We start from the raw sequence: 14,119 nt of genomic DNA on the forward strand, positions 1-14,119 counted from the left end.
CCTTAAGCTATCCACAATCTGGGATGTCCCGGACAATTGTGAAACTGGCCGGGTGGCCAGTCCGCCGGAGGACCACGGCCCGACGAACATGTGATTGGGAGCCCCTCACGGGAACGTGTAGCAATCCCCAAATTGCGCCTTACGGTCCCAAACGTTTCTAGCGAGCCCCGACCGATGACCATCGACCTCACCCGCCGGACCCTGCTCCAACTCGCCGGAGCGACCTCGCTCGCCATGGCCGCCGCCGCTGCCGCGCGTGCCGAGGGCACGCCGCAAGGCGGCGGGCCGACCTATGCCAGCCGCACGCCGATGCGGGTCGGCATGGTGACGCTGCGGGTGAAGAATCTCGACAAGGTGTCCGACTACTACCGCGACGTGATCGGCCTCACCGTGATGGAGCGCTCGCCGACGGCCGCCAGGCTCGGCACCTCAGGCATCGCGCTGCTGGTGCTGGAAGCCCGTCCCGATGCCGCCATCGAGCCGCGCAACGCTGCCGGGCTCTACCACACCGCCTTCCTGATGCCGACGCGCAAGGACCTCGCGCGCTGGCTGGTGCACGCGGCCTCGCATCGCGTGAAGCTGTCGGGCTTCGCCGATCATCTCGTCAGCGAATCCGTCTATCTCGACGACCCCGAAGACAACGGCATCGAGGTCTATGCCGACCGCGATCCCTCGCAATGGCAGTGGAGCGAGGGCAGCGTGAAGATGGCGACCGACGAGCTCAACATCCCCGACCTGCTGTCGCTGACCAACACGCGCGTGGCCGATTATGCCAAGGCGCCGGACGGTCTGCGCGTCGGCCACATGCATCTGCGCGTCGGCGATCTCGCGCAGGCGCAGAGTTTTTACCACGGCACGATCGGCCTCGACCCGACCCGCAGCCGCAATGGCGCTGCGTTCCTGTCGTCGGGGCGCTATCACCATCACCTCGGCATGAACGTCTGGCAGAGCCAGGGCGCCGGCCAGCGCGACGATCAGACGACAGGCCTCGCCTGGTTCTCGCTGGTCATGGCGAAGCCGGAACTGCTCGCCGCGCAGGAAGAGCGCCTGCGCAAGGGCGGCGCGAAAGTCACGGTGATCGACAACGGCGTGGAGGCCCTGGATCCCTGGGGCACGCGGGTGCGGCTGCTCAAGGTTTGATCGCCGGCGCAGGCATTGCTAAGACCTGTCAGGCGCTCGCCAGTTTTCCGGGGCACACCTGACATGACCGACTTCCACGGCGTCTTCCCCTATCTCGTCTCGCCCGTCGATGCCGACGGCGCGGTGCGCACGAACGTGCTTGCAAAGCTTTGTGACGATCTGATCGGCGCCGGCGTGCACGGCCTGACGCCGCTGGGTTCGACCGGCGAGTTCGCCTATCTCAATGCTGCGCAGCGCGCCGCGGTCGTGCAGGCCACGATCGAGGCCGCGAAGGGTCGCGTGCCGGTCGTGGCCGGCGTTGCCTCCACCTCGACGGCGGACGCGGTGGCGCAGGCGAGGGCCTATCAGAAGTGTGGTGCCGACGGCATTCTGGCGATCTTGGAGGCTTATTTCCCGCTCGCTGACGCCCAGGTCGAATCCTACTTCCGCAGCATCGCCGACGCCGTGGACATTCCCGTCGTCATCTACACCAATCCGCAATTCCAGCGTTCCGATCTGACCCTCGACACCATCGCACGCCTCGCCGAGCATCCGCGCATCGGTTACATCAAGGACGCCTCGACCAATACCGGCCGGCTGCTCTCGATCATGAACCGCTGCGGCGACGCTCTGCGCGTGTTCTCGGCCTCCGCCCATATCCCGGCGGCGGTGATGCTGATCGGCGGGCTCGGCTGGATGGCGGGACCTGCCTGCATCATCCCGCGCCAGAGCGTCGCGCTCTACGATCTCTGCAAAGCCGGCCGCTGGGACGAGGCCATAGTGCTCCAGCGCCGGCTGTGGCGGATCAACGAGGCCTTCGCTCGCTTCAACCTCGCCGCCTGCATCAAGGCGGGGCTGGCGATCCAGGGCTACGATGTCGGCGACCCCGTCCCGCCGCAGGCCCCGCTGACGGCCGATGCGCGCAAGGTCGTGGAAGCGGCGCTGCGGGAGCTGGATTAGCGAGCGATCATCCTCGACACGATCAGTGCCGTAGGGTGGGCAAAGCGAGAGCGTGCCCACCATCCTGATCGCGTCCGTTGAGCGATGGTGGGCACGGCGCAAGCGCGCCTTTGCCCACCCTACGGAATCGCGGATTAACGGGACGGCATGCCGAAATCGTGGATATACCGCCCAAATCCGCGGCTGGCCTCGCATGCCTCGATCCGCTAAAAGGCGGCCGCACTTTGAGGCTTAGAGGACCCCACGGAATGAACATTCTTCCCGGCAATTTGCGTTTCGGAGCGGGCCAGCCCGTCAAGCGTTTGGAAGACCAGCGGCTGCTCACCGGGAAGGGGCAGTTCATCGACGACAAGCCGGAGGAGGGCGCGCTGTGGTTGCATGTGCTGCGCTCGCCGCACGCCCACGCCAAGATCGTTTCGATCGACACCAGCGCTGCGGCGTCGATGCCCGGTGTCACCGCGATCTACACCGGCGCGGACCTCGTCAAGGACGATATCGGCAGCATCCCGACCTTGAGCATCTTCAAGCGCCCCGACGGCAAGCCGATGACGGTGCCGCCGCGCCGCCTGCTCGCCCATGACATCGTGCGCTATGCCGGCGAAGCGGTCGCCGCCGTGGTCGCCGCCTCGCGCAGCGAGGCGCAGAGCGCGGCCGAGGCCATCGTGGTCGAATACGACGTGCAGCCGGCGGTGGTCGATCCGGTCGAAGCCGTCAAGCCGGGCGCGCCCGTGGTGTGGCCCGAGGCGCCCGACAACATCGTCGGTGCGATGGCTTACGGCGATGCCGCCAAGGTGGACGAGGCGTTTGCCAGGGCCGCGCACACGGTCGATCTCGACATCGTCAGCCAGCGCCTCGTGCCCTCTGCGATGGAGCCGCGCTCGACCATTGCCGAGATCGACAAGAAGACCGGTCGTCTTCTCCTGCACGTGCAGTCGCAGACCCCGGCCTCGACCCGCGACGTGCTCGCGGAAGCCGTGCTCAAGCGTCCGAAGGACAGTGTGCGTGTGCTGGTCGGTGACATCGGCGGCGGCTTCGGCCAGAAGACCAATCTCTATCCGGAAGACGGCATCGTCGCTTACGCGGCAACCAAGCTGAACAAGAAGATCCGCTGGCGCGGCGACCGCACCGACGAATTCGTCGGCGGCACCCACGGCCGCGATCTCACCTCGACCGCGTCTTTCGCGCTGGACGAGAAGGGCAAGGTGCTGGCCTATCGCGTCAAGTCGATCGGCTGCACCGGCGCCTATTCCTCGGGCGCGGCCAATATCATCCCGCTGGTGCTGGGACCGTTCGTGCAGACCGGCGTCTACGATCTGCCGCTGGTGCATTTCGAGGTGCAGTCGGTGATGACGCACACCGCGCCGGTCGGCGCCTATCGCGGCGCGGGCCGCCCCGAGGCCGTCTTCATCGTCGAGCGCCTGTTCGACGCTGCCGCGCGAAAGATCGGCATGGATCCGCGTGCGATCCGCAAAGCCAATTACATCAAGCCGGCGCAGCTGCCCTACACCAACGCCGCCGGACAGGTTTACGATTCCGGCGCCTTCGCCCACATGCTCGACCGCGCGGTGAAGTTGGCGGACTGGGACGGCTTTGCCGCGCGCAAGAAGGCCGCGAAGAAGAAGGGCCTGCTCTACGGCCGCGGTCTCACATCCTACATCGAATGGACCGGCGGCCGCGCCCACACCGAGAAGGTCAGCCTGCACGCGACGTCGCAGGGCCGCGTCGTGCTGCATTCCGGCACCATGGCGATGGGGCAGGGCTTGCAGACCACCTACACCCAGATGATCTCCGACACGCTCGGCATCGCCATGGACAAGATCGACGTCGTGCAGGGCGACACCGATCTCGCCATGGGCTTCGGCAGCGTCGGCTCGCGCTCGCTGTTCGTCGGCGGCACGGCGGTCGCGGTCTCCTCCAACGATCTGATCCAGAAGGCGCGCGAGAAGGCCGCGAACGTGCTGGAGACCTCGGTCGAGGACATCGAATATCAGGGCGGCATGCTCACCGTGGTCGGCACCGACCGCCGCATCAGCCTGTTCGATCTCGCCGAGAAGGAGAGCGGCGCCAAGCTCAGTGTCGATTCCGAAGGCGAGGTCGATGGTCCGAGCTGGCCGAACGGCACCCATATCTGCGAGGTCGAGATCGACCCGGAGACCGGTGTCTCCAAGGTCGTGCGCTACACCACCGTCGATGACGTCGGCGTTGCCGTGAACCCGATGCTGGTCACCGGCCAGATCCATGGCGGGGTCGCGCAGGGTATCGGCCAGGCGCTGTACGAAGGCGTCTCGTACGATGCCGATGGCCAGCTCCTCACCGCCAGCTACCAGGACTACTGCATCCCGCGCGCCGACGACGTGCCGCCGATCGTGGTGACGCTGGACGATTCCGCGCCATGCCGCACCAATCCGCTCGGCGCCAAGGGTTGCGGCGAGTCCGGCGCGATCGGCGGCCCGCCCTGCGTCACCAACGGCGTGATGGACGCGCTCGCCGAGCTCGGCATCACCCAGCTCAACACGCCCCTGACGCCGCAGAAGATCTGGCAGGCGATCAGGGAGGCGAAGGTGGCGGGCTGAGCTTCAGAGACACCGTCATTGCGAGTGCAGCGAAGCAATCCAGATTCTCTCCGCGGAAAGATACTGGATTGCTTCGTCGCAAGGGCTCCTCGCAATGACGGATGAGAGAGCTAAATCCCCAGCATCATCTTCGCGATGATATCGCGCTGGATCTCCGACGTGCCGCCGAAGATCGTGTAGGCGCGCCCGTTGAGATATTCCGGCACCACCGTCAGCATGTCCTCAGGCAACGCTGGCTCGTGGTTGAGCTTGTAGAGCGGACGCATCGGTTCGACCGCGAGAGCATCGTGGCCGATCACGTCGACACCCAGCCGCGTCACGGCCTGCCGGATCTCGCTGTTGCGCAGCTTCAGGATCGACGACACCGCGCCGGGATTCTGCCCGGTCTGCAGCGCCGAGAGCACGCGCAGCTCGGTCATCTCCAGCGCGTCGATATCGACCTCGACCTCGGAGATGCGCGTCGCGATGTCGGGGCTGTCGATCGCGCGCCCCGTCAGGTCCGACTCGGCGAGTTCCGCGATCGCCTTCAATCCCTCGCGCAGCTTTGCGGACGCAATGCCGGAGCCGCGCTCGAACTCGAGCAGATATTTGCCGTAGGTCCAGCCCTTGCCTTCCTCGCCGACGCGGTTGGCGACGGGCACGCGGACGTCGTCGAAGAACACCTGGTTGACCTCGTGGTCGCCGCCGATGGTGAGGATGGGGCGCGTGGTGATCCCCGGCGTCTTCATGTCGATCAGGATGAAGCTGATGCCGTCCTGCTGCCGCGGCCCGTCGCTGGTGCGCACCAGCGCGAACATGCGGTTGGCGTGGTGGGCATGCGTGGTCCAGATCTTGGTGCCATTGATGACGTAGTCGTCACCGTCGCGCACGGCGCGCGTCTTGAGTGATGAAAGGTCGGAGCCGGAGCCCGGTTCGGAATAACCCTGGCACCAATAGTCCTCGCCGGAGAGAATCCGCGGCAAATAAAAATTCTTCTGCTCGGGCGAGCCGAAGCCGATGATGACGGGCCCGACCATCTTGACGCCCATCACGTTGACGTTGGGCACGCCGGCCCGCGCGCTTTCGGTCTCGAAGATCCAGCGCTGCGCCGGCGTCCAGTCCGGGCCGCCATGCTCGACCGGCCAGCCCGGCGCGCCCCAACCCTGCCGGTGCAGCGCGCGCTGCCAGGCCATGCCGATGTCGGGGTCGGAGAAAACGGACGGCGTCAGCGCGGTCGCGCGCTTCATCTCCTCGGTGAGATTTTTCGCAATGAAGCCGCGCACCTCATCCTGGAAGGCGCGCTCCTCAGTGTTGAACGACAGGTCCATGATGCGCTCCCCTCAGGCTGAAACGGCGGTGCGGCCAAGCCGGGCGTGGCGGCCATAATGATGCGCGCTGCCGCCGAACAGCGTGTCGAAGGCAACGAGGCGCTTGAAATAGGCGCCGACCTCGAGCTCCTCGGTGACGCCCATGCCGCCATGAAGCTGGATCGACTGCTCGCCGACGAAGCGCGCGCATTTGCCGATCTTCGCCTTGGCGCCCGACGCGGCCCGTGCGCGCTCGACAGGGGCGGCATCCGCCTTCAGCGCGGCGCGCAGCGCCATCGAGCGTGATTCATCCACCTGCATCGCCATGTCGGCAAGGCGGTGGCGGATCACCTGGTTCGCCGAGAGCGGTCGGCCGAATTGCTTTCGGATCTTGGTGTAGTCCAGCGTGGTGTCGAGCAGCGTCTGCATGATGCCGACGGCTTCCGCACCGAGCGCAGCCATGGCGCGATCGACGGCCCATTCGATCGCGGGCAGCGCGTCGCTGCCATCACCGAGCAGGGCATCCTCCGGCAGCTCTACGCCTGATAGTTCAATATTGCAGGCCCGTCCGCCGCCGAGGCGTTCATAGTCGCTGATGGCAACGCTCGGCGTCTTCGCTGCGACCAGGAACAGGCCGATCCGCCCCGAGGGTCCCTGGTGGTCATGGACATGCGCGGAGACGATGATCTCGTCGGCGGCATGGCCGTCGAGCACCGCGATCTTGCTGCCGGAAAGACGCCAGCCCTGCGCCGTCTTGTGGGCGGTGGTCGCGACCTCGGCGAGATCGAACCGCGCCGCGCGCTCGGAATGCGCGAACGCGAGTTTCAAAGATCCGTCAGTGACCTTCGGCAGGATCGCCTCTTTCTGCGCCGCGCCGCCGCACTTCTCGATCAGGGCAGCGCCGAGCACGACCGTCGCGACATAGGGCTCCGACACCAGCCCGCGGCCGAAGGCTTCCATCAAAATGCCGACCTCGACCGCGCCGCCGCCGAGCCCGCCGAACTCTTCCGCAACCGGCAGCGCCAGCCAGCCGAGCTCGGCGAACTGCTTCCATACCGCAGGGCTGAAGCCGAGCGGATCGTTCGCCATCTTGCGGCGATGATCGGCATCATAGCTTCCGGCCACGAAGCGTTCCACGCTCTCGCGCAGCAGGCGTTGCTCGTCGCTGAGATTGAGGTCCATGCTTTTACTCCGCGGCCGCCGGTGGCTTCCGCACGGAGGGATGCAGTCCGGATGGATCGACGATCATGCCGAACTCCTGAAGATTGTGGGCGTGACAGAGCTGATGCAGCGCAAAGGCCTGGTCGATCGCGGCGGGCTGCCCCATCACATCGATCGAGCGGTTCACCGCCTCCTTAGTCAGCTTCAACGCGAAGGACGGCTTTGCCGCGATCCTGCGCGCCAGCTCCATCACCGAGGACGAGAGTTCCGCGCGCGGCACGACCCGGTTGACCATGCCGAGCTGATGCGCCTCCTGCGCGCTCCAGCTGTCGGCGGTGAACAGGAACTCCTTGGCCTTGCGTGGGCCGAGCTCCCAGGGATGCACGAACCATTCGACGCCGCAGACGCCCATCGTCACCACGGGATCGCAGAACTGCGCATCGTCGCTGGCAATGATGAGGTCGCAGGCCCAGGCCAGCATCAGCCCGCCGGCGATGCATTTGCCGTGCACCTCGGCGATGGTGGGCTTGGCGAGGTTGCGCCAGCGCCGCGTGATCTGGAGATAAATTTCCTGCTCGCGCGCGAAGCGGCCGTGGGCGTTGGGCTCGGCAAAGCCGCCCCAATTTCCGATCGGCGGAAAATCGACGCCTGCGGCATTCTTAGCGCCGGGGCGAAGATCGTGGCCGGAGGAGAAGTGCGGCCCGTTGCCGGCGAGGATGATGACCTTGACCGCATCGTCCAGCACGGCCGCATCGAACGCGGCATTGAGGTCGTAGGTCATTTGCAGGTTCTGCGCATTGCGCGCGTCGGGCCGGTTCATCACGATCCTCGTAATCGCCGGCTCCGGCCGCTCCACCAGGATGGTTTCGAACGAGGACATCGCGTTCCCCTTGGCGTTCCAGTTTGATCTTATTGTTTCGCAGAGTTGACTATGTCGGCCGGGGATAGGCAAGAGGCTTGCGTCAGTCGGCTGCTTTTCGCGCCCCCGCGTAAGACGTCTGGCGTCTTGCGCACTCAATCTGGTAGTTTGCGCCAGATTCCACCGGGAGAAATTTGATGCGCAAGATCCTCACCGTGCTGGCCGCGCTGGCCTCGCTGAGCCTCACCAATTGCGGCTACAACGCGATCCAGAGCGAGGACGAGCAGATCAAGGCCAACTGGTCCGAGGTCGTGAACCAGTATCAGCGCCGCGCCGATCTCGTGCCCAACCTCGTCAACTCGGTGAAGGGCTTTGCGCAGCAGGAGAAGGACGTCCTGCTCGGCGTCACCAACGCCCGCGCCAAGGTCGGCAGCATCCAGGCGACGCCGGAGGTGCTGAACGATCCCGCCGCCTTCCAGAAATTCCAGGCGGCCCAGGGCGAGCTCTCCAGCGCGCTGTCGCGGCTTCTTGTGGTCACCGAAAACTATCCGCAGCTCAAGTCCGATGCCTTGTTCAAGGATCTGATGTCGCAGCTTGAAGGCACCGAGAACCGCATCACGGTGGCGCGCAACCGCTACATCAAGGCCGTGCAGGAGTACAACGTCACCATCCGCTCGTTCCCGAGCAATCTCACCGCGATGATGTTCGGTTACAAGGAGAAGCCGAATTTCTCGGTCGAGAACGAGAAGGAGATTTCGACAGCGCCGAAGGTCGATTTCAATCCGGCCCCTGCGCCGTCGAAGTAAGCGCGTTCGGCTCCGATGCGCACCCCACACTCCGCTGTCATTCCCCGCGAAGGCGGGGAATCCAGTACGCTGCGGCTTCTCGGTAGCCCGCTGGCGTCTCTGGAATACTGGGTCGCCCGGTCAAGCCGGGCGATGACAGCGAGGTTGTGGCGGGCATATTCGGTCGTCGCTTCCAGCGTCCTCGCTGTCGCGCTCTTCCTCGCCTTTGCAGTCCCCGCCGCAGCCGACGTCGCAGTCCCCCAGCTCACCGGCCGCGTGGTCGACCAGACCGGCACGCTGTCCAGCGGCGACATCGCCACGCTGTCGCAAAAACTGCGTGACTTCGAAGCGCGCAAGGGCAGCCAGGTCGCCGTCCTGATCGTGCCGACGACACAGCCGGAGACGATCGAGCAGTTCTCGATCCGCGTCGCGGAGGCCTGGAAGATCGGCCGCAAGAAGATCGACGACGGCGCGATCCTCGTCGTCGCCAAGAACGACCGGCATTTGCGCATCGAGGTCGGTTACGGCCTCGAAGGCGTGCTCACCGACGTCACGTCGCGGCGGATCATCGACGAGATCATCACGCCCAAATTCCGGACCGGCGATTTCGCCGGCGGCATTTCCGACGGCGTCGATCGCATGATCCGCGTGATCGACGGCGAGCCGCTGCCGTCACCCTCGCGCAGCGTCAACTTCGCCCATAATTTGGACGATCTCGCCCCGTTGTTCATCGTGACGCTGTTCGCCTCGATCGGGGTCGGCGGATTCTTCCGGGCCATGCTGGGGCGGCTGGTCGGATCAATGGCGACCGGCGGCATCATCGCGGCGCTGACCTGGCTCATTCTCGGCTCTTTCGCGCTCGCCATGGCGCTCGGTGTCGTCGGCTTCATCATCGGATTTATCGCCGATCTGTTTTCGGCGATGGGGCCAGGCACGGGCCGCTCACGCGGCGGCTCGTGGTCGAGCGGCTCTTCCGGCGGCTGGAGCAGCGGATCGTCGAGCAGCGACAGCGGCGGCTTCAGCGGCGGGGGCGGCAGTTTTGGCGGCGGCGGCGCCTCGGGGAGCTGGTAGCGGTCATGAGCATCAAGCGCATTGCCAGACATCTGGTGCAGCATCATTGGCGGGCGAAGCAGATCTTTCCGCAAGCCGTGCTCGCCCGTATCGAGCAGGCCATCAAGCAGGGTGAGACCACCCATTCCGGCCAGGTCCGCTTCGTCGTCGAAGGCGCGCTCGACGGCCGTCCCCTGTTTCGCAACCAGCCTGCGCGTGAGCGCGCGCTCGACGTGTTTTCGCACCTGCGGATCTGGGACACCGCGCACAACAACGGCGTCCTGATCTATCTGCTGCTCGCCGATCGCGACGTCGAAATCGTCGCCGATCGCGGCATCCACGCGAAGGTGAACGACGAGGGCTGGGAAAGCATCTGCCGCGCGATGGAGGCCGAGTTCGCTTCTAGCCAGTTCGAGCGCGGCGTGATCGGCGGCATCGCCGCGGTGTCGCGGGAGCTGGCAAAGCACTTTCCGCCGCAGGGCCCGCAGAGCAACGAGCTGCCGGACGCGCCGGTCGTGATGTGATGGACTGTGATGTGCGCGGCGAGTGCCGCGCACTCCGCTCTCTCAGGATGACGGGTTGGGACTTGCGCCTTGTGTCGTCCGTTGCGCGGCCGTTCATCTTCGCCCGGTTACAAATTGTTTCACACCCGCCACACCGGTTCCACCTTCCCGGCCAAATTCGGCCCCGGATGACTCCCTAAAATTTCGGTAAGCGGGTCCCGAAGTAAGGATTTCGCAAGCAATGAAAGTTACCAAAAGGTCAATCCAGAGTGGAGTATTTGAACTGTGAGCGAACCAATGGCTGAGCAGGCTGCCCAAGTGACCGGTGAACAGACGAGCGTCGTCGAAGCCGCAGCGACCGCGCCGCAGGCCGTCGAGGCTGCCGGGATCGAAGCCCCCTCGATTGCCCCCGACCACGAGGCGCCGCCCAAGCCCGATCCGGTCAAGGCGGAAGCCCCCAAGGTTGAGCCGCCAAAAATCGAGGCATCGAGGATCGAGGCGCCGAAGGCCGAGGCCAAGTCCGAGCCGAAGCCCGGCAAGCTCATCGTCATGGCACCGTCAGAGCGCTCCTGGGACCGTGAAGAGTTTGCCCCGCATGTGAAGGCGGACGAGCCGCGCGAGACCGGCGGCAAGCGCCGCCTGTCGGCGATGGCTGCGGTGGTGGCGATTGCGGCGAGCGTCGGCGCCATCAGCGGCGCGCTTGCGACCGCCGGCATGATGCATTTCGCAACCCCCGCGCCGGCACAGGTCGCCGATACCAGCGCACTGGAATCCTCGGTTGCCCGGATCGATGCCGACGTCGTCGCGCTCAAGGCCAACGTCGAGCACACCTCCAAGACCGGCCTCGGTCAGTTCAACCGGACCAACGACCGCCTCGACAAGCTCGAGAAGGCGCAGGCCGAGCCGATGGCCAAGATCGCAAAGCTGTCCGAGACCGTGGACAAGCTCCGCGCCACACCGCCCGCCGCCCCCGCGCAGGCGGCCGCCGCGCCCTCCAAGGAGACCACCGGCTCGATCGCGCCGACCCTGGTTGCGACCGCTGCGGCCGCGCCGGCACCGGTGCCCGCCGCGCCCAAGACGGACGTCGGCCGCCTGCCGACGATCGAAGGCTGGCGGCTGCGCAATGCCGCCAATGGCGGCGCACTGATCGAGGGCCGCGACGGCCTCTACGAGGTCTATCCCGGCGATCCCATCCCCGGCGTCGGCCGCGTCGATGCGATCCGCCGCCAGGACGGCCGCTGGGTGGTCGTCACCAGCAAGGGCTTGATCGTCGCGCGCTAAGCGGCTCGTATACGACTTTCGAAGAGGCGCTTCACCACCGTGTGAAGCGCCTTTTTGCTTGAATAGGCGTCCCCGTGCGGTGTTACCTGAGACATGAGCCGCGTGTTGCGAATTCTCGTTGCTGCCGTCGTCTTGTTGGGGGGCGCCGTTTCGCTCGTCGCAGCGGAGACCACGCCGCTGACGCGCGGTACGGCGATCACCGATCCCGATCTGCTGCGCAAGCTCGATCAGAGCGATGTCCTCACGATTTCGCGCCTGTTGCGGCCGGAACGGACCGCGGACCTTCCGCTGACGACCGACCTGCTGTTCTCGTCGCTGCCGCAGCTTGCGCCCATTCCGCCTGCGATCGACGCGGAGTTCGATCGCTACATCTCCCAGTACAGGGCGACATATCCGACCGAGACCATAGGCGTCGGTGAAGGCTTCGACGCGCAATTGTTCGATCGGGCCAATCTGAAATCCCGCGACACCCGTTTCGTGCTGGCCGGCATCGTCAACCGCATGGACCGTGCCTATGTCTCCGAGGAGTCCTGCGGCGAGATCCGGCTGATCTACCGTCTCGCGCGGTTCGAGACCAGGCCCGACGGCGGCACATCCGCGACGCGCCTGCCGATGACGTTCAATCTGGTGATGAAGGCGCGGGATGCGCGTCAGGTGGACGCGAACGGCAAGCCGGTCACCTGCGCCGAAATCGCGCGGCGCTGGCTCGAGAATGGCGACTGGCAGGGACTGATCGGCGGCTTCTCCCCATACGACGCGATGCTCGATCGCATCGAGACCAACATCCAGCTCTCCGTCGCGCCGAAATCGGCGCTGCACGATTTCCGCTCCGACTATCTCCTCAAGGTGTTCAAGTACGACGCCGCGACGAAGACCTTCGAGGAAGCGCCGCTGGAGAACCAGATCGATCGCGACCGCATCTTTGCCGACGGAGCGCTCCGGCACGAGTTCAAAGACTGGCTGCTTGCGCCGGACAATCTTCGCGAATTCGATCGCGGCACGGTGCTGATCCCGGAGAAATTTTTGGCCAGGGCCGCGGTGGTGCCGACACCGGCCGGCCTCGATGCCTCCGAGCTGCAGCCGGAGTTCGGCATGATGCAAGGAGAAGGAAGAGGGGAGGGCAAGAGCGATCCCGTCTTCACCGGCAACGACGTGGTCGGCGCGCTGAAGCAGGCGGCGGCGCGTGGCATCGACCTGCAGAACATCCGCTCGGTCGCGGGCTTCCAGCGCCGTCTCAACGACGTCACCTGCGCCGGCTGCCACCAGACCCGCGGCATTGGCGGCTTCCATTTCCCGGGTGTCGACTGGCTCGCGGACAAGCCGTCGAATTCCAGCATCGTGCCGGCCTCGCCGCATTTTCTCGGCGACCAGCTTCGCCGCCGCGACATCCTGACCGCGTTTGCCGCGGGCAAACGCCCTGATTTCTCACGCGGATTTGCCAGCCGACCGCAAACCCGCGGCGCCCAAGAGCTGGCCGGCACCGAGTATCAGGATGGCTGGGGCGCGCATTGTTCCCTGCAAAATGCGGGATCGGGAACGCGGGATGAGAGTTTTACGTCATGGACCTGTGCTAAAGGTCTCACCTGTCAGGCTGCTTCGGCATCGAGCCGCATCGGCATGTGCTTCATCAAGACGCGTTAGGCCACCTCCAGCCGATTTTGGATGACCAATGACGGACACGAGCGAAGCCAACAAGGAGCGCAATCGCGAGATCGCGCGCAATGAGGAAGCCAAGCAGGTCACCGGCAGCATCCGTGTCAGCACCTGGGCTATCGCGGTGGCGGTCATCATCGGCGGCATCCTGTTCACGCTCGGCTGGCTGTCGCTGAAGTAGCCGGCGCGCTCACTTCGCGTAGTTCGTCATCCGCTGCCCGGGCAGCAGCTCATAGGCCGACTTCCAGCCGGGCAGCGCGGCCATGCGGCCGAGCCAGGCGTGGATGGCGTGATGGCTTGCCCTGAAATCGAAGCCGTGCTCGTCGCTCGGATAGTGCAGATAGGCCATCATCGAGATGTCGGCGACCGTCGGCCGGGTGCCGATCGCAAAAGCGTTGTGCTGCAGGTGTCCGTCGAGAATGCCGAGGAAGTCCTCCAGCCGCCGGCGAAAATGCTTCAGCACCTGCGGATCGTTGTTTTGCGTGAAGGCCCGCATGAAGCGATAGGTCGCCATGTAGCCGGTGAGCTTGTGGTTGTCCCAGAACAGCCAGCGCAGCAGCTCGAACTTTTCTTCCTCTGTCTCGGCGCCGAAACGGCCATATTGCTCGGCGAGCTTGAGCAGGAGGGGCGCAGTCTGCGTCATCTTCACGCCGTCGACCTCGAGCACGGGAATTTCGCCCATCTCGTTGACGGCCTTGCGCCACTCCGCCGTGCGCGTGACGCCGCCGCCGAAATCGGTCCACACCGGCTCGAACCTCTCGCCGCAAAGCGTCAGCATCAGCGCCAGTTTGTAGCTGTTGCCGGATTCCGGGAAGTAGTGCAGGCGGTAGCTGGGCATGGGACCTCACGGCGTGGCTTTGTTGTGAGCTTTATAGCGAGATCGCCCGGC

The 14,119-nt window shown here is 65.6% G+C and carries 13 protein-coding genes; 9 read left to right on the forward strand and 4 right to left on the reverse strand.

Translation table 11 applies throughout. From position 1 onward, the window contains the following. Positions 1–174: 174 nt before the first annotated feature. From I3J27_RS06465 to I3J27_RS06475, 3 genes are all read left to right on the forward strand, one after another. Entirely contained in the window at positions 175–1,140 is a 966-nt protein-coding gene (locus I3J27_RS06465) for a VOC family protein (RefSeq protein ID WP_270166628.1), read from the forward strand. A 63-nt stretch (positions 1,141–1,203) separates the two neighbouring features. Beyond that, on the forward strand, positions 1,204–2,079 hold the full coding sequence (locus I3J27_RS06470; RefSeq protein ID WP_270166630.1) for a dihydrodipicolinate synthase family protein: 876 nt from the start codon (positions 1,204–1,206) through the stop codon (positions 2,077–2,079). 248 nt (positions 2,080–2,327) lie between these two features. Then, positions 2,328–4,652 (forward strand): xanthine dehydrogenase family protein molybdopterin-binding subunit, encoded by a 2,325-nt coding sequence (locus I3J27_RS06475; protein ID WP_270166632.1) that lies wholly within the window; start codon positions 2,328–2,330, stop codon positions 4,650–4,652. Positions 4,653–4,762: 110 nt separating this feature from the next. Here I3J27_RS06475 and I3J27_RS06480 read toward each other — a convergent pair whose 3' ends face one another. From I3J27_RS06480 to I3J27_RS06490, 3 genes are read right to left on the reverse strand one after another with little or no spacing between them, the layout of a single operon-like run. After that, positions 4,763–5,959 (reverse strand): acyl-CoA dehydrogenase family protein, encoded by a 1,197-nt coding sequence (locus I3J27_RS06480; protein WP_270166634.1) that lies wholly within the window; start codon positions 5,957–5,959, stop codon positions 4,763–4,765. Positions 5,960–5,971: 12 nt separating this feature from the next. Beyond that, positions 5,972–7,120, reverse strand: coding sequence for an acyl-CoA dehydrogenase family protein (locus I3J27_RS06485; RefSeq protein ID WP_270166647.1), 1,149 nt, complete (start codon positions 7,118–7,120; stop codon positions 5,972–5,974). A 4-nt stretch (positions 7,121–7,124) separates the two neighbouring features. Next, positions 7,125–7,979: an enoyl-CoA hydratase gene (locus tag I3J27_RS06490; protein WP_270166653.1), complete on the reverse strand. Its 855-nt coding sequence runs from the start codon at positions 7,977–7,979 to the stop codon at positions 7,125–7,127. A 176-nt stretch (positions 7,980–8,155) separates the two neighbouring features. Here I3J27_RS06490 and I3J27_RS06495 point away from each other — a divergent pair, with 176 nt between their 5' ends. From I3J27_RS06495 to I3J27_RS06520, 6 genes are all read left to right on the forward strand, one after another. Continuing rightward, entirely contained in the window at positions 8,156–8,764 is a 609-nt protein-coding gene (locus I3J27_RS06495) for a LemA family protein (RefSeq protein WP_015688353.1), read from the forward strand. 132 nt (positions 8,765–8,896) lie between these two features. Then, positions 8,897–9,814, forward strand: coding sequence for a TPM domain-containing protein (locus I3J27_RS06500; RefSeq protein WP_270166657.1), 918 nt, complete (start codon positions 8,897–8,899; stop codon positions 9,812–9,814). 5 nt (positions 9,815–9,819) lie between these two features. Then, a complete protein-coding gene (locus I3J27_RS06505) occupies positions 9,820–10,317 on the forward strand; it encodes a TPM domain-containing protein (protein ID WP_270166659.1) in 498 nt (165 codons plus the stop codon). 276 nt (positions 10,318–10,593) lie between these two features. Further along, a complete protein-coding gene (locus I3J27_RS06510; RefSeq protein ID WP_270166663.1) occupies positions 10,594–11,577 on the forward strand; it encodes a hypothetical protein in 984 nt (327 codons plus the stop codon). 93 nt (positions 11,578–11,670) lie between these two features. Next, positions 11,671–13,218, forward strand: coding sequence for a hypothetical protein (locus I3J27_RS06515; protein WP_270166675.1), 1,548 nt, complete (start codon positions 11,671–11,673; stop codon positions 13,216–13,218). Positions 13,219–13,246: 28 nt separating this feature from the next. After that, entirely contained in the window at positions 13,247–13,411 is a 165-nt protein-coding gene (locus I3J27_RS06520) for a hypothetical protein (RefSeq protein ID WP_270166678.1), read from the forward strand. Positions 13,412–13,420: 9 nt separating this feature from the next. Here the strand turns inward: I3J27_RS06520 and I3J27_RS06525 are convergent, their stop codons facing one another. Continuing rightward, entirely contained in the window at positions 13,421–14,068 is a 648-nt protein-coding gene (locus I3J27_RS06525; protein WP_270166680.1) for a glutathione S-transferase family protein, read from the reverse strand. Positions 14,069–14,119 lie beyond the last annotated feature (51 nt).

It is taken from the genome of Bradyrhizobium xenonodulans, from assembly GCF_027594865.1.
Lineage (GTDB): Bacteria > Pseudomonadota > Alphaproteobacteria > Rhizobiales > Xanthobacteraceae > Bradyrhizobium > Bradyrhizobium xenonodulans.